Origin of the sequence: Mesorhizobium sp. M0217 (assembly GCF_040321955.1) — a bacterium.
Classification (GTDB): domain Bacteria; phylum Pseudomonadota; class Alphaproteobacteria; order Rhizobiales; family Rhizobiaceae; genus Mesorhizobium.
The window spans coordinates 52,025-77,322 of sequence record NZ_JAMYSN010000007.1; the positions used below are offsets into that span (position 1 = coordinate 52,025).

29 protein-coding genes and 1 pseudogene are annotated in these 25,298 nt (G+C 62.6%); 16 read left to right on the top strand and 14 right to left on the bottom strand.

Annotated elements, in window-relative coordinates; translation table 11 throughout:
- Positions 1-21: 21 nt before the first annotated feature.
- Entirely contained in the window at positions 22-726 is a 705-nt protein-coding gene (locus NKJ18_RS13950; RefSeq protein ID WP_352758446.1) for an ArsR/SmtB family transcription factor, read from the bottom strand.
- Between the two features lie 69 nt (positions 727-795).
- Between NKJ18_RS13950 and NKJ18_RS13955 the strand changes: the two genes are divergently transcribed.
- From NKJ18_RS13955 to NKJ18_RS13965, 3 genes are all read left to right on the top strand, one after another.
- A complete protein-coding gene (locus NKJ18_RS13955; RefSeq protein WP_352758447.1) occupies positions 796-999 on the top strand; it encodes a hypothetical protein in 204 nt (67 codons plus the stop codon).
- 85 nt (positions 1,000-1,084) lie between these two features.
- The gene (locus NKJ18_RS13960) at positions 1,085-1,441 is read left to right on the top strand and encodes an NIPSNAP family protein (RefSeq protein ID WP_023692959.1); all 357 of its coding nucleotides are present in this window, start codon (positions 1,085-1,087) and stop codon (positions 1,439-1,441) included.
- On the top strand, positions 1,438-1,782 hold the full coding sequence (locus tag NKJ18_RS13965) for an antibiotic biosynthesis monooxygenase family protein (protein ID WP_352758449.1): 345 nt from the start codon (positions 1,438-1,440) through the stop codon (positions 1,780-1,782). The genes NKJ18_RS13960 and NKJ18_RS13965 overlap by 4 nt, the downstream gene beginning before the upstream one ends.
- A gap of 160 nt (positions 1,783-1,942) precedes the next feature.
- Here the strand turns inward: NKJ18_RS13965 and mbfA are convergent, their stop codons facing one another.
- Positions 1,943-2,926: an iron exporter MbfA gene (mbfA, locus tag NKJ18_RS13970; protein ID WP_352758451.1), complete on the bottom strand. Its 984-nt coding sequence runs from the start codon at positions 2,924-2,926 to the stop codon at positions 1,943-1,945.
- A gap of 163 nt (positions 2,927-3,089) precedes the next feature.
- Between mbfA and NKJ18_RS13975 the strand changes: the two genes are divergently transcribed.
- The gene (locus tag NKJ18_RS13975; RefSeq protein ID WP_023681249.1) at positions 3,090-3,410 is read left to right on the top strand and encodes a hypothetical protein; all 321 of its coding nucleotides are present in this window, start codon (positions 3,090-3,092) and stop codon (positions 3,408-3,410) included.
- A 112-nt stretch (positions 3,411-3,522) separates the two neighbouring features.
- Here the strand turns inward: NKJ18_RS13975 and NKJ18_RS13980 are convergent.
- From NKJ18_RS13980 to NKJ18_RS14010, 7 genes and pseudogenes are all read right to left on the bottom strand, one after another.
- Positions 3,523-3,892, bottom strand: a pseudogene (locus tag NKJ18_RS13980) (endonuclease domain-containing protein).
- A 96-nt stretch (positions 3,893-3,988) separates the two neighbouring features.
- Positions 3,989-4,360 (bottom strand): hypothetical protein, encoded by a 372-nt coding sequence (locus NKJ18_RS13985; protein WP_352758453.1) that lies wholly within the window; start codon positions 4,358-4,360, stop codon positions 3,989-3,991.
- A gap of 318 nt (positions 4,361-4,678) precedes the next feature.
- On the bottom strand, positions 4,679-5,026 hold the full coding sequence (locus NKJ18_RS13990) for a hypothetical protein (RefSeq protein WP_352758455.1): 348 nt from the start codon (positions 5,024-5,026) through the stop codon (positions 4,679-4,681).
- A gap of 476 nt (positions 5,027-5,502) precedes the next feature.
- Entirely contained in the window at positions 5,503-5,691 is a 189-nt protein-coding gene (locus NKJ18_RS13995) for a hypothetical protein (RefSeq protein WP_352758456.1), read from the bottom strand.
- A 408-nt stretch (positions 5,692-6,099) separates the two neighbouring features.
- Entirely contained in the window at positions 6,100-7,713 is a 1,614-nt protein-coding gene (locus NKJ18_RS14000) for a reverse transcriptase domain-containing protein (protein WP_352758457.1), read from the bottom strand.
- A 483-nt stretch (positions 7,714-8,196) separates the two neighbouring features.
- Positions 8,197-10,002: a translation elongation factor 4 gene (gene lepA / locus NKJ18_RS14005; protein ID WP_023687530.1), complete on the bottom strand. Its 1,806-nt coding sequence runs from the start codon at positions 10,000-10,002 to the stop codon at positions 8,197-8,199.
- 139 nt (positions 10,003-10,141) lie between these two features.
- On the bottom strand, positions 10,142-10,513 hold the full coding sequence (locus NKJ18_RS14010) for an endonuclease domain-containing protein (protein ID WP_023681256.1): 372 nt from the start codon (positions 10,511-10,513) through the stop codon (positions 10,142-10,144).
- 194 nt (positions 10,514-10,707) lie between these two features.
- Between NKJ18_RS14010 and NKJ18_RS14015 the strand changes: the two genes are divergently transcribed.
- The 3 genes from NKJ18_RS14015 (at position 10,708) to msrA (ending at position 12,613) form a co-directional block, all read left to right on the top strand.
- Entirely contained in the window at positions 10,708-11,409 is a 702-nt protein-coding gene (locus NKJ18_RS14015) for a DUF1223 domain-containing protein (RefSeq protein ID WP_352758459.1), read from the top strand.
- 81 nt (positions 11,410-11,490) lie between these two features.
- On the top strand, positions 11,491-11,775 hold the full coding sequence (locus tag NKJ18_RS14020; protein ID WP_352758460.1) for a hypothetical protein: 285 nt from the start codon (positions 11,491-11,493) through the stop codon (positions 11,773-11,775).
- A gap of 112 nt (positions 11,776-11,887) precedes the next feature.
- Positions 11,888-12,613: a peptide-methionine (S)-S-oxide reductase MsrA gene (gene msrA, locus NKJ18_RS14025; protein WP_023681259.1), complete on the top strand. Its 726-nt coding sequence runs from the start codon at positions 11,888-11,890 to the stop codon at positions 12,611-12,613.
- Positions 12,614-12,859: 246 nt separating this feature from the next.
- Here the strand turns inward: msrA and NKJ18_RS14030 are convergent, their stop codons facing one another.
- Together NKJ18_RS14030 and NKJ18_RS14035 are read right to left on the bottom strand one after the other, a co-directional pair.
- Complete coding sequence (locus NKJ18_RS14030; RefSeq protein WP_023710366.1) at positions 12,860-13,864, bottom strand: cytochrome d ubiquinol oxidase subunit II; 1,005 nt, start codon at positions 13,862-13,864, stop codon at positions 12,860-12,862.
- Positions 13,865-13,972: 108 nt separating this feature from the next.
- The gene (locus tag NKJ18_RS14035; RefSeq protein WP_023825837.1) at positions 13,973-15,334 is read right to left on the bottom strand and encodes a cytochrome ubiquinol oxidase subunit I; all 1,362 of its coding nucleotides are present in this window, start codon (positions 15,332-15,334) and stop codon (positions 13,973-13,975) included.
- 269 nt (positions 15,335-15,603) lie between these two features.
- On the opposite strand from NKJ18_RS14035, the gene NKJ18_RS14040 reads away from it, so the two are divergent.
- Together NKJ18_RS14040 and NKJ18_RS14045 are read left to right on the top strand one after the other, a co-directional pair.
- Positions 15,604-16,530, top strand: a complete 927-nt coding sequence (locus NKJ18_RS14040) for an ABC transporter ATP-binding protein (RefSeq protein ID WP_023692970.1) — start codon at positions 15,604-15,606, stop codon at positions 16,528-16,530.
- Positions 16,527-17,288 carry an ABC transporter permease gene (locus NKJ18_RS14045; protein WP_023805830.1) on the top strand — a complete coding sequence of 254 codons (762 nt, stop codon included), beginning with the start codon at positions 16,527-16,529 and terminating at the stop codon, positions 17,286-17,288. The genes NKJ18_RS14040 and NKJ18_RS14045 overlap by 4 nt, the downstream gene beginning before the upstream one ends.
- A 192-nt stretch (positions 17,289-17,480) precedes the next feature.
- Here NKJ18_RS14045 and NKJ18_RS14050 read toward each other — a convergent pair whose 3' ends face one another.
- On the bottom strand, positions 17,481-18,512 hold the full coding sequence (locus NKJ18_RS14050; protein ID WP_352758462.1) for a phosphatidylglycerol lysyltransferase domain-containing protein: 1,032 nt from the start codon (positions 18,510-18,512) through the stop codon (positions 17,481-17,483).
- Between the two features lie 128 nt (positions 18,513-18,640).
- Here NKJ18_RS14050 and NKJ18_RS14055 point away from each other — a divergent pair, with 128 nt between their 5' ends.
- The 3 genes from NKJ18_RS14055 to NKJ18_RS14065 all read left to right on the top strand — a co-directional run bounded on the left by NKJ18_RS14055 (position 18,641) and on the right by NKJ18_RS14065 (position 21,400).
- Positions 18,641-19,843: a flavin-containing monooxygenase gene (locus tag NKJ18_RS14055; RefSeq protein ID WP_352758464.1), complete on the top strand. Its 1,203-nt coding sequence runs from the start codon at positions 18,641-18,643 to the stop codon at positions 19,841-19,843.
- A gap of 394 nt (positions 19,844-20,237) precedes the next feature.
- Positions 20,238-20,723, top strand: coding sequence for a MarR family winged helix-turn-helix transcriptional regulator (locus tag NKJ18_RS14060; RefSeq protein WP_023692972.1), 486 nt, complete (start codon positions 20,238-20,240; stop codon positions 20,721-20,723).
- Positions 20,720-21,400: a GNAT family N-acetyltransferase gene (locus NKJ18_RS14065; RefSeq protein ID WP_023692973.1), complete on the top strand. Its 681-nt coding sequence runs from the start codon at positions 20,720-20,722 to the stop codon at positions 21,398-21,400. Before NKJ18_RS14060 ends, NKJ18_RS14065 begins: the two co-directional genes overlap by 4 nt.
- Before the next feature lie 15 nt (positions 21,401-21,415).
- On the opposite strand, the gene NKJ18_RS14070 is transcribed toward NKJ18_RS14065, so the two are convergent.
- A complete protein-coding gene (locus tag NKJ18_RS14070; protein ID WP_023687518.1) occupies positions 21,416-21,640 on the bottom strand; it encodes a hypothetical protein in 225 nt (74 codons plus the stop codon).
- Positions 21,641-21,870: 230 nt separating this feature from the next.
- Between NKJ18_RS14070 and NKJ18_RS14075 the strand changes: the two genes are divergently transcribed.
- Together NKJ18_RS14075 and NKJ18_RS14080 are read left to right on the top strand one after the other, a co-directional pair.
- The gene (locus tag NKJ18_RS14075) at positions 21,871-22,212 is read left to right on the top strand and encodes a hypothetical protein (RefSeq protein ID WP_023681268.1); all 342 of its coding nucleotides are present in this window, start codon (positions 21,871-21,873) and stop codon (positions 22,210-22,212) included.
- 4 nt (positions 22,213-22,216) lie between these two features.
- A complete protein-coding gene (locus NKJ18_RS14080; RefSeq protein WP_023692974.1) occupies positions 22,217-22,927 on the top strand; it encodes a phosphatase PAP2 family protein in 711 nt (236 codons plus the stop codon).
- A gap of 16 nt (positions 22,928-22,943) precedes the next feature.
- Here NKJ18_RS14080 and NKJ18_RS14085 read toward each other — a convergent pair whose 3' ends face one another.
- On the bottom strand, positions 22,944-23,135 hold the full coding sequence (locus NKJ18_RS14085) for a hypothetical protein (RefSeq protein WP_031210574.1): 192 nt from the start codon (positions 23,133-23,135) through the stop codon (positions 22,944-22,946).
- A gap of 79 nt (positions 23,136-23,214) precedes the next feature.
- On the opposite strand from NKJ18_RS14085, the gene NKJ18_RS14090 reads away from it, so the two are divergent.
- Both NKJ18_RS14090 and NKJ18_RS14095 read left to right on the top strand, forming a co-directional pair.
- Positions 23,215-23,484, top strand: coding sequence for a helix-turn-helix domain-containing protein (locus NKJ18_RS14090; protein WP_023673276.1), 270 nt, complete (start codon positions 23,215-23,217; stop codon positions 23,482-23,484).
- A gap of 79 nt (positions 23,485-23,563) precedes the next feature.
- Positions 23,564-25,285: a SulP family inorganic anion transporter gene (locus NKJ18_RS14095; protein WP_352758466.1), complete on the top strand. Its 1,722-nt coding sequence runs from the start codon at positions 23,564-23,566 to the stop codon at positions 25,283-25,285.
- Positions 25,286-25,298: the final 13 nt, after the last annotated feature.

Below are 25,298 nucleotides of genomic sequence, written 5' to 3' on the forward strand. Positions count from 1 at the left end.
CCAATTAGCGCCGCCGAACCTCTAGGCCAAAAACACCCGCTCGAACGCCTGCTTCCCCGGCGGTGAAAACACCACCGCGCGGCTGTCCTTCTCCCGTCTTGCCCATTTCTCCGCCAGGATCTTGTCCAGAATAGCCGCGCCCAGCGTTCCCGCAAGATGCGAGCGGCGCACGCTCCAGTCGAGGCAGGCGCGGCAGACCGGCCGGCGCGCCTTGGCGCCGACATCGACGCCGATGGCGGAAAAATGCGATGCGGCCGACGGCCCCAGCCGGATCTCCCCCGGCCTGGTCTCCCCGAGCCTGATCTCATTGTCGTCGCGCAACAGGATGCCGCGCGCGACGAACCGGTCCAGCATCGCCACCGCCTGCTCGCCGGCGAGGTGGTCGTAGCAGACGCGGGCCACGCGCATGGCGCCGTCGCGCGGGCCGGGCCGCACCCGCTTGGGGCCGACCGCTTCGGCCACCCCGGTGATCGCCTCGATCATGCCGGCAACCTGCGGCCCGGCGAGGCCGTAATAGCGATGCCGTCCCTGGCTGGCCAAAGTTAAAAGCCCGCCCTCCATCAGTTTCGACAGATGCGAGGACGCCGTCGGCAGCGAGACGCCGGCCTCCAGCGCCAGTTCGCTCGCCGTCAAAGCCGTGCCGCCCATCAGCGCATTCAGCATGTTTGCCCGCGCCGGATCGCCGACCAGGCTGGCGATGCGGGCAATGTCGGGTCCTTCACGCATAGTTAGGCCTCCATCGAAGCATTCTCGTCAGATAAGCATTATTGTCGGGCGGGATCAAGGAGAACGCCGATGCCAACCGCTTCCGCCCCACTCGCCAGCCGCCGGCCGTTCCCGTTCGTCACCTGGCTGCAACGGCGGCTTCTCGCCCGCTGGTACGACCGCCATCTGCAGCGGCTAGACCTCGCGGAGGTCGACGACCATCTGCTGCGCGATCTCGACCTGACCCGTGAGGATGTGCGCCGCGAATGCGCAAAATCCTTCTGGCAGGCCTGACCGCCAGCGCTTTTGCTTAGCAGACCCTGCGGCACAACGTTTCGACGCCGCTCGAACTATCGATGCGAAACCCAAGGAGATCACGATGACCATCACCTGCTTCATCCGCTATGAGATCGACCCGTTCGGCAAGCCGGCCTTCGAGCAATATGCCAAGGCCTGGGGCCAGGCGATCCCGCGCTGCGGCGCCGATCTGATCGGCTACTACGCCCCGCATGAGGGCTCGGCCACCACCGCCTACGCCGCCTACAGCATCGACAGCCTCGCCGCCTACGAAGCATATCGCGCCCGTCTCGCCGCGGATCCGGCGGGCAAGGCCAATTACGAATTCGCCCGCCGCGAAAAGTTCATCTTGAAAGAGGACCGCATCTTCCTGAAGCTGGTGTCGGGGCCGCATGGACCGCGGCAGCTGTTCCAGACCGCGGTCAAGGAGGAGATATGATCGCTGTCATCTTCGAGGTGCAACCGGGTGAGGGAAAGCGCGATGCCTATCTCGGCATCGCTGCGGAACTGCGGCCGCTGCTCGACGGCATAGACGGTTTCATCTCGATCGAGCGCTTTCAGAGCCTGGGCGATCCCAACCGGGTGCTGTCGCTGTCCTTCTGGCGCGACGAGGAAGCGGTGAAAGCCTGGCGCAACACGGAAGAGCACCGGCAGGCGCAAAAGGCCGGCCGTGGCGGAATCTTTGCCGGCTACCGGCTGCGCATTGCGCATGTGCTGCGGGACTATGGGCTGACGGAGCGGGATGAAGCGCCGGCGGACAGCAGGGCGGTGAATGGGTGACTAGGTATCGGCGTCGCGCCAGGCCTCCTCATCCGGCCGCTTCGCGGCCACCTTCTCCCCGCTGGGGAGAAGAGACTGGCGCAGGCTTCGAAAATCTCCTCTCCCCTCGGGGAGAGGTCAGCCGAGCGAAGCGGAGGCTGGGTGAGGGGGCGCTTGGCGCTCACGCATTCCCGATCAGCACCCCGGCCGCAAACACCAGCGCCCCACCCAGCACCACCTGAAACGCCGCGCGCAGAAACGGGGTTTGCATGTAGCGGTTCTGCACGAAGGCGATCGCCCACAATTCGAAGAACACCACGACGGCCGCCACCGCCGTCGCCGTCCAGAAATGCGGGATGATGTAAGGCAGCGCGTGGCCCAGCCCACCCAGCGTCGTCATGATGCCGACGGTCAGTCCGCGCTTGATCGGCGAGCCACGCCCCGACAGCTTGCCGTCGTCCGAAGCGACTTCGGTAAAGCCCATCGAAATGCCGGCGCCGATCGAGGCGGCGAGGCCGACCAGCAGCGTCTGCCAGGTGTCGTGGGTGGCAAACGCCGCGGCAAAGATCGGCGCCAGTGTCGACACCGAGCCGTCCATCAGCCCGGCCAGTCCCGGCTGCACATAGGTCAGGATGAACTGGCGCTGCTCGGCGCTGGCTTCCTCGTCCTTCACCTCGCCCGGCACGAGTTTCTGTTCCAGCCGATGCGCTGAATTCTCATGGCTTTGCTCGGCCGCGGCCAGGTCGCCGAGTAGTTTCCGCGTCGAGACATCGCCGGTGCGCTTGGCCGCCTCGACATAGAAGCGATAGGCCTGCCGCTCCATCTCTTCGGCTTGGCGCCGCACATGCTCGATGCCGAGCGGCCGCACCAGCCAGTCGGGCTTGCGCTCGTAATAGCCTTTCACGTGCTCGCGGCGCAGCAGCGGAATGCGCTCGCCGAAACGCTTGCGGTAAAGCTCGATCAGGGAATCGCGATGGCCATCCTCCTCCTCCGCCATCGCCTCGAACACTTTCGCCGATTGCGGAAAACTGTCAGCCAGCCCGTCGGCATAGGCGCGGTAGATGCGCCCGTCATCCTCTTCGGACGAAATTGCCAGGGCTAGGATCTCCTGTTCCGACAGCGTTTCGAAAGGACGGCGGCCGAAACCGAAGACACGGGAAAGCATGAGAAATTCACCCCAGTTTAGAACAATTCTAAACTAGGCGCTGCAGTCTCTGCGGTCAATCACCAGTCAAGAAATGTTGAAGCGCCGGATTGCAACGCGCCCTTCATTATCGGCAAATGTTCACCTATATTGTCGCGACACGCAAGCGAAAGGCATGAGCAAGATGACGGCAAAGCCGCACGACCACTTCGATCCGAAACCCGTCCTCGATCTGATCGCCAGCATCGAGGCCGATTTGCAACGGCTGAAAGGCCTGGTCGAACAGCAGGTCGAAAAATTCGATCCCGCCAATCCGCACAACAAGGCGCCCGACGGCAAGCTGACCGAGGAGGGCGTCGAATGCTGCTACCGCCTGTTCGACGAAGGCAAGTCGCGCTATTCGGTCGCCCAGCAGATGAAGATCTCGTTTGCCGCCGCAACGCACCGGTTCAATTCCTGGCGCAAGGCGGGCGGGCCGAAGCGGCAGAGGGCATTGCTGGGCTAATTGGCGAAAGCCGCGGGGAAACCCGATCTCCCCCCTCGTGGGGGAGATGGCCGGCAGGCCAGAGGGGGGCGCTGTCCCGCCGACCTTTCCCTGCCCTAAAGCCCAGCACCGTTCAGGATGCGCCTCCAAGCCCAGCCGCAATCACAATATGCTGGCAGACATTGTCGACGTCGCGGATGACGTCGTCATTCCAGAACCGCAGGACGGTCCAGCCATCTTGTTCGAGGCGATGTCCGCGTTTCATCACCGGCAGCCGCGCCGGCGTCCGCATGCTGGGAGCCATCGACTTCGATGACCAGCTTCTTCTCCGGGCAAGCGAAATCGACGATGTAGGCGGCAATCGGAAATTGTCACCGGAAGCCAAGCCCCATCAGCCGGTGGGCACGAAGTTCCTTCCAGAACTTGAGTTCGGCTGGCGTCAGGACTTTGCGCATCGATCTGGCGTTTGCGCGATGTCGAGGCGGTAGAGGCGTGTGCGGCATTACGATGCTCGGTGGTTGCCGAGGCTTGCGCTCTATGGCGCCCCCCTCTGTCCTGCCGGACATCTCCCCCACTTGGGGGGAGATTGGCTGTACTTCCTACGGCGTCAGTTCAATCTCTTCCGTCTCGCCGCCATTGCAGGTGTAGCAGCAATCCTCGCATTTTTCCTTGTTGTTGGGGCCGACGCCCCAATAGGTTCCCTCGTCGCCGTCGACCCAGGCGCCGTAGCAGATGGACTCGCCTTCGTCGCAGGACACCGGGATCTGCTTGGTCTCGCCATCGTCGAGATAAAAATCCTTGTCGTTGCCCGGCCAGACATAGTCGCGGTCCTGGCTGTAGAGCTCGAGGCGCATGGCGTTGGGATGGCTGTTCTTGACGGCGAAGGTGATGTCGGCGGCGTGCGCTGCCGGCGCAAACATCGCGGCAAGCGAGAGCGCGACGAAGATGCGGCGCAGACAAGTGAAAGACATGGCGTTTCCCCCGAGGCAATCGGCCCCCCGGCCGAGGGGGCCAGCATTGCATGACGGCGGCTGACATTGAAGGGGAGCGGCTGACTGATTTTGGGGGGATTGGGAGAGGTTGGTGGAGCTGCTGATCTCCCCCCTCGTGGGGGAGATGCCTGGCAAGGCAGAGGGGGGCGCTGTCCCGCCGACCTCTCATTCCTGCAGCCGCGTCATTTCAATTTTAGGCTTGCTGATCCATATGCTGGCGATCCTTCGCGCCCCCCTCTGTCCTGCCGGACATCTCCCCCACGAGGGGGGAGATCAGCAGCTTCGGCGCCCCGCCCCTCACTCAACCAGATCGATCGTCTCGGTCGTCTTCTCCACGCAGATGAAACAGCACGTATCGCATGGCTGGTCATTATCCGGCCCGACCCCCGCCGAAATCCCATCATTGCCATTCACCCAGGCGCCGTAGCAGATGTTTTCGCCTGAATTGCACGAGATCGGCACCGATTTCTGCGAGCTGGGCTCGATCAAAAACACCTGGTCGCCGCCCGGCCACGACATCTTGCGGTCACGGCTGAACAGCTCCACCGCGACTGCCTGGCTGCGCAGGTTCTTGACGAATAACGCCATATCGGCGGCATGCGCCGGGGTGGTGACGAAGAGGGCGGCAAGGGTGAGGCGGAGCATGATGGGGTATCCGAATCGGAGAGGGGGAACTAGAGCATGAGCGGAGAAGCGACGCGAGGCGGTCGAGCGGGTAATCTCCCTCCTTGAGGGGGAGATGGCCGGCAGGCCAGAGGGGGTCGGTCCGACCGGGCTCAACCTTGTTGCCTTGTTGCCGCAGATCGAAGCTAGCACTTCACGCGAGGCGACCCCCTCTGTCGCCTTCGGCGACATCTCCCCCTCAAGGGGGGAGATTAGCGCAGCGGCGCCAGCCGCCAGATCGCGTCAATCACCTCGGCGTCTTCAGCAACGTCCAAATCCAGCCGGCAAAAGTCAGAACCGGGAACGGATAGCCGGCGGCGGGGCAGCGGCGCCGAGGTGGGCAGCAACGGCGCCCCACAGCACCATGGCACGGTCACGACAAACAGGATGGCGCGCCGGTGAGCCGCATCCACAGCGCAAAGGTTGTTCGACGCGCCTATCAAGACGAGCGTCGCTGCTCACAGCGAGATGCCGCCGACATAGCAAGGCACGCTGGCCTCCAGCCCCGCCGCATTGCCGGCCATGAGCAAGCTCTCGCCGGCAAGAAAGGGGAGGAATCCGGCCGCGACGCAGTCATTGCCCAGCCCTTGGTATTGATGGTCAGCAGCGCGGCCACCACTACGAGCGGCCACGCCGTCGATCTCCATAGTGTTTCACGCAGTGGAGCGCTGGCGACGAAGGTGCCGGCGAGGCCGAAGGCGCCACCGATGGCGAGACCGATTGCGGCGACGGTGTCGAGAGTGGTGCGCATGTGATGTTTCCCCCGAGCTGGCGAGAAAGATACTCTGGGATGGGGTGTTTTAAAATGTGGCTTCTCCAACGAGGAGCGCAGGATAGCGTCAAAGCGGAGAGCGTCGGACAATCATCGGGCCTGTAGAACTACCAAGCCCTGTCTCAAGAAGCGTCAGATCGCCGACACGCCGAATGCGTCGCCGAAAGCGCGGGCGATCTGGAAGGTCATGCTTGATGCGGACGTAGGGCGAAGTGAGCCCAAACGGAGGGTGGTGTCGGAGCGTGCAGTTGGCTACCGCGCTCTCAGCCGACGACCTTTGTCGTCAGGCGTCGTAGTGATCTAGGACAGCAGGAAAGTCCGATGCATGAGAGTAGTATCTCGGGCTTTCAAAATCATCCAAGCCATATTGCTTGTACTTCTTTCTCGCGGCCCTCCAAGCCATCACAAAGCTAGGCAGTCCGAGTTCCAACTCCAACTTCGATGGGCCATCGTACCAATCGCCCGAGATCAACGCCCCTTGACTCGGGACTTTCTTCGAAAGCGGACTTTTACCGGACTTCTTCAGTAAGGCGTCAACCAACCGATATCTCTCAGCGAGAGCCCTTCTCATAACATTAACAAGCCAACCATCAAGTTCTTGGAACCGCTCGATTGAATCCATAAGCGGACAAAAGCCAATGAACCCCCGCATCTTTCCCAATTTGCTATTGCCACTAAGGAATCCGGCAAGCTCACTTTGGGTAATCCCCCCATAAATGAATTTGCGTATTTCATTGACACACGTCACCAAATCCCAGTCGAAATGTTTCCCTATGACGCGCGATACATCCATCGTCCCGAGAGATTTCAAACTGTACAACAGATGTATATATAAAATCTTGCTTATACGCCATTTCGTTCTTTTAAATCCTCTCGTGGAGATTTCCACCTTATTGTTTGAAAACTTGTGCCCGATGTAATCGAAATCGCTGAGGATCATAATGTCATCGCCATCACCGTCGTTCACAAAAAACGATCTGCGCTCCGAACGTATATCTGACGACATCAGCGAGATCCCTGGAGACTTTTGGTGATTAATTGTGATGCCGGAATATCTACAGTGTTCCTCAAAGGCCTTTAAAATTTTGAGTGCGTCATCGTGGTTGTTAGTAACCGCAACGATGTCGTCAGCAAATCTCACAAATTGGCCGTTGGTCGCCTCAAGGCGCCGATCCAACTCGTGGCCTGCTAGATTCGCGAGAAAAAGAGACAGTGAGGAGCCTTGGGGGACACCTATCTGCCGAATCTCCGGCGGACCAGCCGCGTAGTGTTTCGCATCATGGATAGGATGTTGCAAAAATGCTCTAAGTACGTATTTTTCAGTGTCTGAAATGTTAAAATTCAAAACGCTGAACAGGTGTTCAATATATTTATGATCGATACTATCGAAATATTTTGCAAAGTCGAATTGAATAATGTATTTGGTTGACCCGGTCAAATATGAGTTCAGCTGAATAACGGCATCGAAAAGACCTCGGTCTTTCATATACGCATAGCTAAACGGGGAAAATAGATTTCTGTTTTTATCCCGAAGTTTCCTGTAGAAGAGGTTCGCGATGGCTGCGTCTGGGATGGCGAAAACCATTATCTCGCGGAAGCCACCAGAATCCTTAGCGATCTTGTATCTGACGGCTGGTTGCGGCTGATATGTCCGCTCTCGAATCTTCAGCCAGATAACACGAGCCAGAAATTTTGAATGAGCTAAGCAATATTTAGGATTGAAATGCGGAGCCACGCCCCAGATTCGCGGCTCGCGGTATACCCCTGTTTGTCCAGGAGTGCCAGTTCTTAGCTTATGTTTTCGCTGATACTTCCTATCCGCAAAGCGGCTTCGCTCTTCTTTCTTTAGCAATTTCTTGGATTGAAATTCGATTGCACGTCTTATTGCATCTTCCATCTTTTAAACCCTTGCGGGGTTGGGCCGCGCTAAGTCAGGGTCTCCCTAGGGAGACGGCGTTTGCGAGGGGCGACGATGCTTGCGACATCAACTGCATGGTGAAGCTTCGCGGCTCAACTAGCACGACACGTGCTTGACTCGCTTATTACAGTATTTACAGCGAATGGGAAGAGAGTTGGTGGCCGTTTGCTGCATGCTCTAACTAGAGCGCAACCCAAATTGCTTGCGCAGCGCGCTCTGTTCGTCCCATCGGTTGATATTCGCACGTTTCGATGGGATCGAGAAATTACTGCAATTTCGAAAGAAGAATCGTCGCAGCGCCGGAAGACATACCGCGCCGCTGCCCGGAAAGTATCTCCACCGCGCAGCTTCAGTGTCGCGCTGGCGGGGGGCCCGCTGCCTCCGGCAGCTCCCCCGCTTTCGAAGCCTGTCATCGATCCACCGGATCGATGACTTGGCGCGCTCTGCGCGCCAACCGGCCTCTCAATCCCCCATCTTCAGCGCCTGGATAAACGCCTCCTGCGGGATATCGACCTTGCCGAACTGCCGCATCCGCTTCTTGCCCTCTTTCTGCTTGTCCAGCAGCTTGCGTTTGCGGGACACGTCGCCGCCGTAGCACTTGGCGGTCACGTCCTTGCGCAGCGCCGAGATGGTTTCGCGGGCGATGACCTTGCCGCCGATCGCGGCCTGGATCGGGATCTTGAAGAGGTGGTTCGGGATCAGCTCCTTCAGCTTCTCGCACATCTGCCGGCCGCGCTTTTCCGCCGCCGTGCGGTGGACCAGCATGGACAGCGCGTCGACCGGCTCCTCATTGACCAGGATCGACATCTTCACCAGATCGCCTTCCTTATAGTCTGTGAGGTGGTAGTCGAACGAGGCGTAGCCCTTGGAGATCGACTTCAGCCGGTCATAGAAATCGAAGACGACTTCGTTGAGCGGTAGATCGTAGATCAGCATGGCGCGCTTGCCGACATAGGACAGGTCGGCCTGGATGCCGCGCCGGTCCTGGCAGAGCTTTAAAATGCCGCCGAGATAGTCGTCGGGGGTCAGGATGGTGGCGCGGATCCACGGCTCCTCGATCGCCGAGATCTTCACCACGTCGGGCATGTCGGCCGGGTTGTGCAGCTCCTTCATCGAGCCATCGGTCAAGAGCAGCCGGTAGACGACGGATGGCGCCGTGGCGATCAGGTCGAGGTTGAACTCGCGCTCCAGCCGCTCCTGGATGATTTCCAGATGCAGCAGGCCAAGGAAGCCGCAGCGATAGCCGAAGCCGAGCGCGGCACTGGTCTCCATTTCATAGGAGAAGCTGGCGTCGTTGAGGCGCAATTTGCCGACGGCGGCGCGCAGATCCTCGAAATCGGCGGCGTCGACCGGGAACAGGCCGCAAAACACCACCGGCTGCGCCGGCTTGAAGCCGGGCAGCGCGTGCGCGGTCTGGCGCTTGTCCTCGGTGATGGTGTCGCCGACGCGGGTGTCGGCCACTTCCTTGATCGAGCCGGTGAAGAAGCCGAACTCGCCGGGGCCGAGCTCGTCGACATTGATGCGGGCGGGCGTGAACACGCCGGTGCGCTCGACCAGATGTTTTGCGCCGGTACCCATCATGCGGATGGTCGCGCCCTTCTTCAGCACGCCGTCGATGATGCGCACCAGGACGATGACGCCGAGATAGGCGTCGTACCAGCTGTCGACCAGCATGGCCTTCAGGGGTGCTGACGCATCGCCTTCGCGCGGGGGGGGCAACTGGTGGACGATGGCTTCGAGCACATCGGGAATGCCGAGGCCGGTCTTGGCCGAGATCAGCACGGCGTTGGAGGCGTCGATGCCGATGACCTCCTCGACCTGCTCGCGGATGCGCTCGGGCTCGGCGGCCGGCAGGTCGACCTTGTTCAGCACCACGACGATCTCGTGGTTGTTGTCGATGGCCTGGTAGACATTGGCCAGCGTCTGCGCCTCGACGCCTTGCGAGGCGTCGACGACCAGCAGCGAACCTTCGCAGGCGGCGAGCGACCGCGACACTTCATAGGCGAAGTCGACATGGCCGGGCGTGTCGATGAGGTTGAGGATATAGTCCTCGCCATTGTTGGCGCGGTATTTCAGCCGCACCGTCTGCGCCTTGATGGTGATGCCGCGCTCGCGCTCGATATCCATCGAGTCCAGCACCTGCTCCTTCATGTCGCGCAGCTCCAGCCCACCGGTCGACTGGATCAGCCGGTCGGCAAGCGTGGATTTGCCATGGTCGATATGGGCGACGATGGAGAAATTGCGGATGTGGTCGAGAGGCGTGCTCATGGCGCGCGCTTTAGCAGGGGCGGGTTGCAGGGGCAAGCGGGGTGGCGGTGCCCTTGCCTTCTCCCCTTGTGGGAGAAGGTGGATCGGCGCGCAGCGCCGAGACGGATGAGGGGTGTTCCAGCTTGACGCCGGCGTTCTTTCACCGCCATGGCTGCAAACTGACATCCCTTACATAAGCGATTATCGTGGTGCAGACGCTGTCCATGTCTTTCAGGACATCGTCGTTCCAAAAGCGCAACACACGAAAGCCTCTCGCCTCCAGTTCCGTTCTACGGGCCTGGTCTGACTCTGAGTCCGCATGCTGACTCCCATCGATCTCGATGATGAGGAGTGATTCAAGACAAGCGAAATCGGCGACGTATTTTCCAACAGGAACTTGGCGCCGAAATTTGATCCGATCGAGCCTGCGGTCACGTAGTTCGTGCCACAGTTTGTCTTCCGCCTCCGTCATTTCACGTCGGAGCGAACGGGCAAAGTTTCGTTTGGCAGGAGCGACGGGCTGATGTGGCATGACGTTAGATTAACCAACGTCTCACTCCGCTGGAACACCCCTCATCCGTCTCGGCGCTTCGCGCCGATCCACCTTCTCCCACAAGGGGAGAAGGCAACGACGCGTCCGCCCCCAATCACGAAGCGGTGAACCATGTAACGAAGCCTCGGGCAGCGACGAAGTGTGGGATGAACCCGCCGCAACGGAGACCCCCGATGACTGGATCCAACCCAAAACGCGCCGGCATGCTGGCTGCCGTAGGCGCCGCGCTGATGATGCTTGGCGGCACCGCCTTCGCCCAGCCGCTCACCGTGGTCGAATTGTTCACCAGCCAGGGCTGTTCGTCTTGCCCGCCGGCCAATGCCAATCTGATCAAGGTCAAGGACGAGCCGGGCGTTCTGGCGCTGTCGTTCAACGTCACCTACTGGGACTATCTCGGCTGGAAGGACATTTTCGGCCGCGAGGAGTTCACCCAGCGCCAGGTGCGCTATGAGCCGTCGCTCGGCCGCTCCGGCCCGTTCACGCCGCAGGTGGTGGTCAATGGCGGTGCCGATGCGGTGGGTGCAGCGCCCGGCGAGATCGAGCAGCTGATTTCCGCGAGCGGTCACACGAACGGGCCGACGCTGTCGCTCGACGGCGGCAAGATCAGCATCGGCGTCGGTTCCGCGCCGGCCGGCCGCGCTGATGTCTGGCTGGTCCGCTACAACAAGGGCGTCGTCGAAGTGCCGGTGGCGCGCGGCGAGAATACCGGGCGCACGCTGCCGCATGCCAATGTCGTGCACTCGCTGGAGAAACTCGGCAGCTGGAGCGGCGACGCCACCACACTGCCGCTGCCGGCAGCCTCCGGCGGCTTGAGCACCGCGGTGCTGGTGCAGTCGCCCGGCGGTGGGCCGATCCTGGCTGCAGCCGCCGACTGATTTTCTTTTTCTACGCAACGCCGCTAGCGCGGCATAACCGGGCCCGCATCCGCGCGCCCTCTTCAAGGAGGAAATACCATCATGAGCAAGACCCTGACCGCGCTCGCCCTTGCGCTTTCGATGACCGCCTTCGCCGCCGGCGCCCGCGCCGAAGACGCGACCAACGCCATGAAGCCGGCGATGGCAACCGATGCGATGAAGCCCGCTACCGATGCCATGGCGCCGGCGACCGATGCCATGAAGCCAGCCGATCCGATGGCGACGAATGCCATGAAACCCGCCACCGACGCCATGAAGCCGGCCGATGCCATGAAGCCCGCAACGGATGCGATGAAGCCGGCGGACGCCATGGCGCCCGCGCAATAAGGCTTGATCCCATGGCCGGGGCCGCACAGTGGCCGGGCCGGCGCACGGCAATTTGAGAAACCTGGCGGGACGTTCTGTCGTATAGTCTTCGCCACCATCAAGGAGATCAGACATGACCGGCATTGCAAGGACGAGAACGCCGATCTTCAAGAGCGCGCTTGCCGCGCTCATCGTCGCCGCCGCGGCGGCTGCCTTCTGGCAGAGCCCGGCGCGTTCGGCCGAGGACGCGGTGGTGATCCCGCCGCCGGCAGTGGACGAGAAGGCCGCCAGCGGCAGCGAGAAGGCTATCTTCGCCGGCGGCTGCTTCTGGGGCGTGCAGGGCGTGTTCCAGCACGTCAAGGGCGTGACCAAGGCCGTCTCCGGCTACACCGGCGGCGCCAAGGATGACGCCGTCTACGAAACGGTGGGCAGCGGCCGCACCGGCCACGCCGAATCGGTCGAGATCACCTACGATCCGTCCAAGGTTACCTACGGCCAGCTGCTGCAGGTCTATTTCTCGGTCGCCCACAACCCGACGCAGTTGAACTTCCAGGGCCCCGACTCGGGCACCCAGTACCGCTCGACCATCTTTGCCGAGAACGATGCGCAGCAGAAGATCGCCCAGAGCTACATCGCCCAGCTCGACCAGGCGAAGGTGTTTGCCAAGCCCATCGTCACCACGCTGGAGACGGGCAAAACCTTCTATCCGGCCGAGGAATATCACCAGGACTTTTTGACGCTGAACCCGACCTACCCCTACATCGTCTACAACGACCTGCCCAAGGTGGCGAATTTGAAGTCGCTGTTCCCGGGGTTGTACAGCGAGAAACCGGTGCTGGTGCTGGCGGGGAAGAGCTGAGGGGCGATAGGACTTGGCCGGACGCAGAGAGCGGCGACGCCCTACCTGAGACGCCAGCGGGACAGCACCCCCCTCTGCCCTTCCGGGCATCTCCCCCTCATGCGGGGAGATTGGCAGCGTCGCTGACGGTGCTCATCTTGCAAGGTTGGCGAAGGCCGCAGTGAGGAGCTGATCTCCCCCCTTGAGGGGGAGATGGCCGGCAGGCCAGAGGGGGGTGCCTCGCGCAAACCGCGATTAGAGAGCCCTTCAATCATACGTCAGATCCGTCGCCTTGCCCCCAAACACCCGATACGCATAGAACGAATAGAAGATGATCACCGGCAGCACGACCACCGTGCCGGCGAGGATGATGGCCAGGCTTTCCGTCGCCGACGCCGCCTGCCAGATGGTCAGCCTCTCGGGCACCACGAAGGGGTAGAACGACCAGGCAAGCCCGGCAAAGCCGAGCGCGAAGATGGCGGCGAGCGTCAGGAACGGCCGCAGCGCGTGGCGATCGTCGGGCTTGGGCAGGTGGAAGGTCTGCCGCCACAGCCACAGGAACAGCAGCGCCGACAGGATCGGCAGCGGCGACAGATAGAGCATTTCGGGCCAGACGAACCATTTGGCGAAGATACGCGGACTGGCGAATGGTGTCGCCAGCGACACCGCCGCCATGCCAAGCGCGGTCAGCACCAGGGCTGTCCGCAGCCAGGCCACCGCCTTCCTCTGCAATTCGCCCTCGGTCTTGTAGATGACCCAGGCCGCGCCCATCGCTGCATAGGCCGCCGACAGGCAGAGCGCCACCAGCGCCCCGAAAGCGATGCCGCCAAAACCGACATCGAGGCCAAGCACATAGACGCCGAGCATATAGCCTTGCGCCAGCGAGGCGATGACGGAACCGAGGAAGAAAATGCGGTTCCAGCGATGCTTCTTGCCGGCGGGCACCTTGGCGCGGAAATCGAAGGCGACGCCGCGCAGGATGAGGCCGACTAAAAGCACGAAGACCGGAATGTATAGCGCGGTGAGGATGACGCCATGCGCCAGCGGAAAGGCGACCAGGAGCAGGCCGACGGCCAGCACCAGCCAGGTCTCGTTGGCGTCCCAGAAAGGGCCTATTGCCGCGATCATGGTGTCCTGCTCGGCATCTTCGGCGACCGAGAACAGGATGCCGATGCCGAGATCGAAACCGTCGAGAATGACGTAGATCAGGATGGCGAGGCCCATCAGGCCGGCGAAGATCAGGGGCAGCGCGGTTGGCCAGTCGAAGGTCATCGGTCTGTCATCCCTCTCATCAACGGTTCTGCCCTTCGCTATGGCTCCGGGCGTTCGTCATTCGAAAAGCCAAATCGTTGGCTTTTCGTCCGCTACGCGGACCATTCCTCACTCTCCCGCGGCCGGTTGCGACATCGCCGTCTTCATGACGCCCGGGAGCGGCGAGGTATCGCCGTCCTTGGCGGCCTTCAGCGCCAGGTGCACCAGCACGCCGAGATAGGCGATCAACAGCAGCACATAGAGGATGAGATAGATGGCGAGCGTCAGCGCGACATGGCTGCCGGCGACCGGGCCGATAGCGTCGGCGGTTTTCAGCACGCCCGTGACCAGCCAGGGCTGGCGGCCGATTTCGGTGGTGTACCAGCCGGCCAGTGTCGCCAGCCAGCCCGACAGCGCCATCGGCACCATCAGCATGGCCAGCGGTCTCGGCAGGCTGTGGCGGCGCTTGAGGAAGAAGGTCGCCGACCACGAGACGATGAGCATCAAAATGCCGGTGCCGACCATGATGCGGAAGCCCCAGAACACCGGGAACACCGGCGGGTGCAGGCCGGGATAGTCGTTGAGCCCCGGCACGATACCGCTGGTGGAATGGCGCAACACCAGGCTGGCGCCGTCGGGAATGGCGATCTCGAATTTGTTTTCCTTCGCCGCCTCGTCGGGCAGCGCAAACAGCACCAGCGGCACGTTGGGGCCGGTGTTCCAGTTCGCCTCCATGGCGGCGATCTTCTGCGGCTGGTGCTCCAGCGTGTTCAGCCCGTGCTGGTCGCCGGCGAAGATCTGGATCGGGATCAGGATGGCGGCGGTGAAGACGCCGGTGCGCAGCGCCTTCCACATCGATTCCGACCGGTCGCCGGTGAGGTAGCGCAGCGCCGACAGGCCGGCGATCAGGAACGACACCGTCAGGCCGGAGGCAAGCAGCATATGCGTCAGACGGTAGGGCATGGACGGGTTGAAGACGATCGCCCACCAGTCGACGGGATGCGCCTTGCCGTCGATCATCTCGAAGCCGGCCGGCGTCTGCATCCAGGAGTTCAGCGCGATGATCCAGAAGGCCGACAGCGTGGTGCCGCCGGCGACCAATACCGTCGCCAGCGTGTGGACGCGGTTGGAGACGCGGCGGAAGCCGAACAGCATGATGCCGAGGAAGGCCGCTTCGAGGAAGAAGGCGGTGAGGATCTCGTAGGCAAGCAGCGGCCCGGCGATGTTGCCGACCTTTTCCATATAGCCCGGCCAGTTGGTGCCGAACTGGAAGCTCATGGTGACGCCGGAGACCACGCCCATGGCGAAGGACAGCGCGAACACTTTCACCCAGGTGAAATAGGCGCGCATCCAGGCGGAATCATTGGTGGCGTTGTAGCGGAGCTTGAAGAACAGCAGCACCCAGCCAAGCGCAATCGTGATGGTCGGAAACAGGATGTGGAACGAGATATTCGCCCCGAACTGCATTCGCGACAGGATGAGCGGGTCCATGCGGGCTCCGGCTGCTGTTGTTGGCGCAGAATAGGCGGCGGATGCGGTCCGGTCAAAGCGGCTTGGCGTCACGCGGGGCGCGTTGTCGCAGCAGATGGGATCAATCCGTCAGTGCCCCGATACCCCCATGACGAAACGGCAAAAGGGGAACGTTTGTCCACAATTGTCAGCAGCGGCATTGACTTCGCGCCGTGCGCACCGACATTCAGCGCAATAATAATCCCCGCCTCTTTCAAACAGTCGTTTTCGGCCTCATGTCTTCCACTAATTTGCCTTCCATCATTTCGATTTCCGGGGTCACCAAGACCTACGCCACCGGCTTCAAGGCGCTGAAGGAAATCAACCTCGACATCGAACGCGGCGAGATTTTCGCGCTGCTGGGGCCGAACGGCGCCGGCAAGACGACGCTCATCTCGATCGTCTGCGGCATCGTCAACCGTTCGTCGGGAACGGTGACCGTCGACGGCCACGACATCAACCGAGACTACCGCGCCGCGCGCAGCCTGATCGGGCTGGTGCCGCAGGAGCTGACCATCGACGCGTTCGAGAGCGTCTGGGCAACCGTAACCTACAGCCGCGGCCTGTTTGGCAAGGCGCCCAATCCGGGCTTCGTCGAAAAGGTGCTGCGCGACCTGTCGTTGTGGGACAAGAAGGACGCCAAGGCGATCACGCTGTCGGGCGGCATGAAGCGGCGGCTGATGATTGCAAAGGCGCTGTCACATGAGCCGCGCATCCTGTTCCTCGACGAACCCACGGCCGGCGTCGACGTCGAACTGCGCCAGGACATGTGGGCGATGGTGCGGCGGCTGCGCGACGATGGCGTCACCATCATCCTCACCACGCACTATATCGAAGAGGCCGAGGCGATGGCCGACCGTGTCGGTGTCATCAACCGCGGCGAGATCATCCTGGTGGAGGGCAAGGCCGAACTGATGCGCAAGCTCGGCCGCAAGCGCCTGATCGTCGAATTGCGCAACCCGCTCACCGCCATTCCCGATGCATTCTCGCACTACGCCTTGGAGCTGTCGGGCGATGGCACACAGCTGACCTACACCTATGACAACCAGAGCGAACGCCCCGGCGTCGCATCGCTGCTGCGCGAACTCGAGACGGCCGGCATCCAGTTTCGCGACATGGACACGCAAAACAGCTCGCTCGAGGAGATCTTCGTCAATCTGTTGAGGCAAGAGCCATGAATTGGCGAGCAGTATGGGCGATCTACCGGGTCGAGATGGCGCGTGCGTTCCGCACCGTGCTGCAGAGCATCGTCTCGCCGGTGATCTCGACATCGCTTTATTTCGTCGTCTTCGGCTCAGCCATCGGCTCGCGCATCACCGAGATCGACGGCATCAGCTACGGCGCCTTCATCGTGCCCGGCCTGATCATGCTCTCACTGTTGACGCAGTCGATCTCCAACGCCTCCTTTGCCATCTATTTCCCGAAATTCGTCGGCTCCATCTACGAGCTCTTGTCGGCGCCGGTGTCGTATCTGGAGATCGTCATCGCCTATGTCGGCGGCGCCGCGACCAAGTCGATCATCCTCGGCTTGATCATCCTGGCGACGGCCTCGCTGTTCGTGCCGCTCACCATCCAGCATCCGTTCTGGATGCTGGCCTTCCTTGTCTTGACGGCGGTGACCTTCAGCCTGTTCGGCTTCATCATCGGCATCTGGGCGAAAAGCTTCGAGCAATTGCAGCTGGTGCCGCTGTTGATCATCACGCCGCTGACCTTCCTCGGCGGCAGCTTCTATTCGATCAACATGCTGCCCGAGGCCTGGCGCACGGTGACGCTGTTCAACCCGGTCGTCTACCTGATCAGCGGTTTCCGCTGGAGCTTTTACGGCAAGTCCGATGTCTCGGTCGCCGTCAGCCTGGGCATGACGATGGTGTTCCTCGCCATCTGCATCGCCATCGTCGCCTGGATCTTCCGCACCGGCTACCGGCTGCGCAACTGACCCTGCCGCTCTAAAGCGCGTCGCGTTTGAACGGACTCAGGCGACGCGCATTAGGTCTTTGTTCTTATGCATGTCGTTTGCTCAAATCGGGACCACTTTTGAGCGACATGCAAATAGGCGATCACCCGTGCGCCGGTCAAATCAACAGTTTTGCTGGGGGCAAATTGGCCACGTTGGCCGCCACGCTTCTTGCTAGATCGCCTTGATGAGGCGCAGCAACCCCAGCATCTCGATCAGCCTGCCCTCGCGGAAGGCGATGTAGGTCGGTTCCTCGATGCCGTGGAAGCGGCGCTTGAACGCCGCCTGGCCTTTGAGGTTGAACTTGCTGCGGTTGACCCAGGGCGACTCATAGGCCCGCTCGAAGGCGTTGCGCCAGAAGCTCGATTCGGCAAAGCCGTTGGCTCCGACATCGAGCATCGGCGACAGGCCGAGCGTGACGACCGAAATGCCCTCATTGCGAAAGCGGTCGACGGCGAATTTGGTCAGCCCGATTTCGGCATGCGGCGAGGCATCGATGTGCTTGCGCTTGAACGAGGTGGTGTAGCCGATCACCTTGCCGCCACTGAACATCGGATCGAAATCGAGCAGAGCGACGAGCTCGCCTTCCGGGCTGTAGAGCACGAAACGGCGCATATCGATGCCGAGATGATCGGCAAAGGGCCGGTTGAGGAACGCCATCTCCCAGCGCTTGACGATGCGGTCGGCCCGCCAGTTCTGCGACAGGCGCTGGACCTCGTCGAGATAGACCGCTCCTTCGCCAAAGGAAAACCCCTTCTTCAAGAGCCAGCGTTCGGAATAGCGCACGGTTTCGTTGCGCTTGCCGGAAAAATCGTGAGCCGGCAGCTCCAGCCGCGTGTCGACGCCGAGGCGGTTGACCTGGTAGCCGAGCCGGGCCAGAACGCGCGCCGTCGGTTCGCCGATCTGCACGAACCACGGGCTGTCGGCGGCTTCGACAAAGCGCCTGATATAGTCGGGCCGATCGGCCGGATGGGCCACCGGGTCACCGAGCGCGAAATGGTGCTTCATCTTGGTGCCGAAGGCGATGTAGCCGTCGGCGTCGCCGAAATAGGACAGTTTTTGCTGCACGGCGGTCGAATAGGCCAGCGAGAAGTCGCCGTGCTGGCGGACAAGCGCCAGCCGCTCGACATGCGAAAAATCCTGGCGCGGCACCTTGGCTGCGGCGCCCTCCAGCAGTCTGTCGAGAAAGATGCGCAAGGAGGGCATGGTCGAGCTTCCGCGTGCCGATGATAAACAGAGGCTTGCCCCCAAGGCCTCGAATCAGTCGCATTGACCTCATTATCGATCATATCGCCCCTGTGCCATATGGGACGTGCCATATAGGACGGGTCCCCATGGCGCACCTGAAAGGAAATCTCGACCGAATGGCGGCTACGACAAGCGAAACGATGCCTATCGTCCTGGGGCCGAAAGGACTCGACGACACGGTTATCATTATCGGCGCCGGAGCGGCGGGGCTGGCGGCCGCCGACGCGCTTGGCCGGCGCGGCGTGCGGGTCGTCGTGCTTGAAAAGGAGCCGCGGATCGCCGAACCGTGGCGACGGCGGCACGAGAAGCTGACCCTCAACACGCATCGCGCGCTATCGGCCCTGCCCGGCCTTGCCTATCCGCCACGCACCGCCGCCTTTCCGAACAAGGATGCCATCGTCGGTTATCTCGAGGATTTTGCCCGCGCGCGCGGCATAAGGGTCGAATTCGGCACCGCCGTCGAGCGGATCGAACGCAGAGGCAATGGCTGGCTCGTCCATACGGGCCGGGAAACGCTGAGCGCCCGCAATGTCATCGTCGCCACCGGCCGCGACCGCTTGCCATGGACGCCGGACTGGCAAGGCAAGGCGACTTTCACCGGCAAACTTATCCACGCCGCCGATTTCGGCACAGCACAGGACTATGTGGGCAAAAGCGTGCTGGTGGTCGGAGCCGGAAATTCCGGCTTCGACGTGCTCAACCACCTCGCCCGCGCCGACACCAAGGCCATCTGCTTGTCAGCCAGGCAGGGTCCGTCGCTGATGCCGAAACGGATCGGCAAGGTCGCCGTGGCGCGCTTCGGCGGTTTCATGGCGATGCTGCCGACGTGGATTGCCGATACCGCGATTGCCGCGACGCAGCGGCTGGTGTTCGGCGACCTCGCCCGCTTCGGCCTGCCGCCGGCGCCGAAAGGCGGCGCCAGCCGGCTCGGCGTCGAGCAGATCGCGATCGCCGTCGACGACGGCGCGGTTGCCGCGCTGAAGGCCGGATGGATTTCGGTGGTGGCGCCGGTGGCGGCTTTCGAAGGCGCCGGCGTGCGGCTGAACGACGGCACGGTGCTCGAGCCGGATGTGGTGATCGCGGCAACCGGCTATCGCACCGGCCTGGAGGCCATGCTGGGCGATCTCGGCGTGCTCGACGCCAAGGGCGTGCCGAAGGCCAATGGCGGCACCCCGAGCGGCCAGCCCGGCCTGTGGTTCATCGGCATGCGGCCAAGCCTGACCAGCTATTTCCACAGCGCCGGCCTGCAGGCCGAAGCGATTGCCCGTCAGATCGCCAAGGGGTTGTAGACGAGCGCTTCTGGACGGAGAACCACCGCACTTCGGGCTGCTGCTGTGGCGCGGACTGGTGGTTCAACGCATCTGCAAGACGGGATCGAATATCCTGGCGATTGGGCGAAACGCCATCCCGTCGTCATCCACGGGCGAAGCAAGGAGCGTAGCGACGCGGCGCAGACCCGAGGATCCATGCCGTGACTTCTGAGCTACGCTGCGTTGCAGGTTCTGCTCCGCTGCTTCCACGGCCAAGGCATGATCCCTGGGTCTCCGCGACGGAGCTTCGCTCCTGCTTCGCCCAAGGACGACGAAGTTGAGATGCTTGCGGCCAACCTCCAAAGCAGGCGCTTGAACTCGTTCATTGCATCATTATATAACATGTTATACTTATCCAGGAGACGGACCACCCATGGAAGACATCATTCGATCCCTTGGCTACCTCACCCTCGGCAGCAGGCTGAAGCGTATCGGCGAGCAGTTGCAGGCCGATACGCAGCGCATGCTCGATGGGCTGGAGGTGCCGGTGCAGTCCAGCCAGTATCCTCTGCTGGCCGCGCTCGACCGGCTCGGGCCGCTGCCTGTCGGCGAGCTGGCGCAGTCACTGGGGATCACCCAGCCGGGGGTGACGCGCAGCGTGGCGCTGCTGGCCGAGTTGGGGCTGGTCGAGGCCGCGCCATCGAACGACGACCAGCGCCGCAGGATGATCTCGCTGACCGCGAACGGCCAGCGCCTGGTCGATAAGGCGAAGCGGGACGTTTGGCCGCGCATCGAGAACGCCGTTGCCGACTTGTGCAAAGGCCTTGCAGGGCCGCTTCTCGAACAACTCTCGGCAATAGAGGACGGCCTGGCGGCGGCCCCGCTCGACTGTCGTGTGAAACAGGATGTCGCGCCATGAGCCATGTCCTCGATCGTCCGGTCTGGAGCGCGCTCGACACGCGGCATCGGATCTTTGCGTATGGCGACAGGCTCGCCAGGCGCTATCCCTCCTCGATCGTCCCCTTCGCGGCTTCCGGGGCAGACGACGCTGAGAGCCTGCAGGCGCTCGCAAGCCTCATTCCTGCAGGTGAGAGCGTGTTCATGCTCCAGGCGGACCCCATTGCCTTGCCGCCGGAACTGACCGCGACCGTGACCGCCTTCGGCGTTCAGATGGTTGCCGAGGCGCCATTGCCTTCCGTGTCGGACGAGCGTGTACAGCAGCTGACGCAGGACGACGCGGCCGAGATGCTTGCTTTGGCGTCACTGACCAAGCCCGGCCCGTTCACGCTCAAGGCGCTGAGCCTCGGCGAGTTCTGGGGCGTGAAGATCGACGGCCGGCTGGCGGCGATGGCCGGCGAGCGCATGAAGCAGCCCGGCTACAGCGAACTCAGCGGCGTCTGCTCGCATCCCGAATTTCGCGGCAGCGGCCTCGGCCGGCTGCTGTCGGTGTTCGTGGCCAACCGAATTTTTGCGCGCGGCGAAGTTCCCTACCTGCATGCCTATGCCAGCAATGCCGGCGCGGTTGGGTTGTACGAATCCATCGGCTTCAGGCTGCGGACAGAGATGAATGTGGCCGTCGTGCAGCGCGCCGGATAGGCCGCCTTGCAGGCCTCAGGCTGATTTCGGCTCCAACCGGCGAAAACCCACGGTTTCCATAAGCATATCTTCCTCGACCATGCCGGCATTGTGCAGCGCAAGCAGGTTCAGCGCGATCTCCCGCGCATCCGCGGAATCGGGATGCACGTCGCGCCTGCGGCAGGCTTCGTCGAACACGCGTTGCAGCCTGGCGATGTCGTCGGGTTTCAGCAGGCCACGGTCATAGACGGACTTTGGCATCGCAGTCTCCTCCAGAAGACGTAGGACGCCATGTTTAAAAGTCCATTCTTTTCCAATGCTTGAGCGCAGCTGCCTGGGTTTGCACGAATCCGACCGAGCGTGGCAGTCAGACCGCGATCGCGCTGCCATTCATTCAGCACCTCGGCCGTGGCCTGTTCCGCCGCAGTCTGCTTGACGTGCCGCCACGCTTGCGAAACAAGAGCTGCCACAAACGACAGCGAGGCACAAAAGTGAGTTTCTGGGGACTGGCGCAGCTCGTCATTTCGACGGTGATCTTCCTGCTGGCGGCCATCGCGGCCAAGCAATGGGGGCTGGCGCCAAGCCTTGGCAAGATCGTGCTGACACTGGCGCTCTATACGGCGGGCAATCTGATGATGCTGCGGCTGGTTCGTGAGTTCGGCATGTCGGTCTCGTTCAGCCTGTCGGCGGTGATCCAACTGGTGGCGGTCAATGTGGTGGCGCTGGTGTTCTTCGGCGAACGCGTCAATGCCTTGCAGGCGACCGGCATCGTGCTGGCCATCGCGGCGGTGGTGCTGATCTCGCTCGGGCCTTACCTGCAGGGGCGACTGTAATCCGATGAAGACCCCGCGTGCGTTCACCAACTGGCTTGAATTTCCGGTGCTGCTGGCCGGGCTGGTGATAGCCGCCGGGCTGTGGGGCTTCGAGGAACTGATGGAGGTGGCGCGGGCCACCACGCCGCACGCTTTCGATACTGAGATCCTGCTCGCTTTCCGAAAAGTGGGTCAGCCGGATGTTCCCGTCGGCCCGGCATGGCTGGAAGGCGCGATGCGCGACATCACCAGCCTCGGCAGCTCCAGCGTGCTGGTGCTGATCGTAACGGCGGTGATCGTCTACCTCCTGCTGATCCGCAGGCCGAGGACGGCGCTGCTGATCTTTGTCGCGGTGGCCGGCGGGCAGCTGCTGTCGACCTTGCTCAAGGCCGGCATCGACCGGCCGCGCCCCGATCTTGTCTCGCACCTGGCCAACGAGACGTCGCTGTCGTTTCCCAGCGGCCACGCCATGCTGTCGGCGGTGACCTATCTCACGCTGGGCTCGCTGGCAGCGCGCTTCCTGCCGGGACGAACGACGAAAATCTATGTCCTCAGCCTGGCGGTGCTGATAACGCTGCTGGTCGGCGTCAGCCGCGTCTATCTCGGCGTCCACTGGCCTTCCGACGTGCTGGCGGGATGGTGCGCCGGCTTCACCTGGGCGACGCTGTGCTGGCTGGCGGCGCGAATGCTGCAGCGGAACAAGGCGGTGGCCGATGGCAACGAGCCCGAAGACTGACGATCCGGAGCGACATTCAAATCAGCCGGTTGATCAGCCCGTGTCCGCAGCCTGCCAGCAGAAAAACCGCCGACAGCAAGGCTGCCGAAGTCGTCAAGGTCCTGAAAATCTTCAACTGATATTTCCCCGCCAGTAAGAGCCAAGGCGGTAGCGTAGCATGCTCATCCCGTATCCCGTCATCCGGCTTTGTGGAGAGATCATGTTTCATGTATGCTTTATGATGGTTGAAACATCACTATGATTGTATTACACGTCGTCTCCGCAGACTCAGACGGGGGTTCCGACCGATGATCACTGCCGCGCAGATGCGCGCCGCGAGGGCGCTGGCCGGCATCGATCAGAAGACGCTCGCCGAGCGTGCCGGCGTTTCGCTTCCGACAATCCAGCGCATGGAAGCGAGTGACGGCGTGGTCAGGGGCGTGGTCGATACGCTGATGAAGGTTATCCAGGCTCTCGACGAGGCCGGGGTGGAGCTCATCGGCGAGAACCAGACCAGCGAGCGCGGCGGCCGGGGCGTGCGCCTCAAGCCGGTCGCGCCGCCGAACCCGCAAGGCTGAGCCGGCATATAGTCGCGACGGCGACCGCCGACAGTCCTGCCGACGATCCCGCCGCCTTCACGCAAGCGGAAGGCAGTCCATGGATCAGATCCGGCGGGCAGTGCATCAACCGGCCCAGAAGTCGGCAAAGCCGACATTTTCAGAGCTGTTCACGCCCAAGCTGGTGACGGTCTGGCGCGAAGGTTACCGCCTGCCGCAGTTCAAGGCCGACCTCATGGCCGGGCTGACCGTCGCTATTGTCGCGTTGCCGCTGTCGATGGCGATTGCGATTGCTTCGGGCGTGACGCCGGAGCGCGGCCTGTTCACCGCCATTGTCGGCGGCTTCATCGTCTCGGCGCTCGGCGGCAGCCGCTTCCAGATCGGCGGCCCGGCCGGCGCCTTCATCGTGCTGGTGGCGGCGACGGTGCAGCGCGAAGGCGTCGACGGACTGCTGCTGGCGACGATGATGGCCGGCATCTTCCTGCTCGCCATCGGCTATCTCCGGCTCGGAACCTATATCAAATTCATCCCTTACCCGGTGACGGTCGGCTTCACCGCCGGCATCTCGATCATCATCTTCTCCGGCCAGATCGTCGAACTGTTCGGGCTGAGGCTTGCCGGGCCGGAGCCCGGGCCGCTGCTGCCGAAACTGATGGCGATCGGCCACGCGGCCGGCACGCTCAACATCTCGGCAACGCTGGTGGCGGCGTTGACCATCGCCACCATCGTCGGGGTGAAGCGCTGGCGGCCCGGCTGGCCGGGCATGCTGATCGCCGTCGGACTGGCTTCCCTTGTCGTGGCGATGCTTTCGCTGCCGGCGGAAACGATCGGCACCCGCTATGGCGGCATTCCGCGCAGCCTGCCGTTGCCGGCACTGCCGGGACTCAACCTCGACAAGGCGCTTGCGGTGCTGCCGGATGCGGTGGCTTTTGCGCTGCTCGGTGCCGTCGAATCGCTGCTCTCGGCCGTGGTCGCCGATGGCATGACCGGGCGGCGTCACCGTTCCAATTGCGAACTGGTGGCGCAAGGCTTTGCCAACATCGCGTCTGCCCTGTTCGGCGGCATCTGCACCACCGGCACCATCGCCCGCACCGCCACCAATGTGCGGGCCGGCGCGCATGGGCCGGTTTCCGGCATGCTGCATTCGCTTTTTCTGCTGGTCTTCATGCTGGTGGCCGCACCGCTGGCCAGCTACATCCCGCTTGCCGCCCTTGCCGGGGTGCTGGCGGTTGTCTGCTGGAACATGTTCGAGAAGCAGGCCTTCGCCACGTTGCTGCGCGCTTCGCGCGGCGACGCCCTGGTGCTGATGGCAACCTTCCTGATCGTCGTCTTCCGCGATCTCACCGAAGGCATCGTCGTCGGCTTCGCGCTAGGCTCGATCCTGTTCATCGACCGCATGGCCAAGTCGATCGCCGTGGAGGCGGATTTGCCGCTGGTGCAGGACGATGTCGCCGACAGCAGCGGCCGCGCCTACGATGCAAGCGAGGCAAGCGACGCCGACACCGTCGTCTATCGCATCTCGGGCGCCTTCTTCTTCGGCGCCGCCTCGACTGTCGGCACGGTGCTCGACCGCATCGCCGACCAGCGCAAGAACTTCATCCTCGATTGCTCGGCGGTGCCGTTCTTCGATTCCACCGCGGCCAATGTCATCGAGGGCGCGGCGCACAAGGCGAAGCGCGCAGGGGTGCGTTTCATCATCGCCGGTGCCTCGCCGCAGACACGGCGCATGCTGATCAACCACGGCGTCAAGCGCCCGCTGGTGACCTTTGCCGCTTCGATCAAGGATGCGCGGGCGCAACTCAAAGCCGCGCCCGTTGGCTGAGCCGGCAAATGTG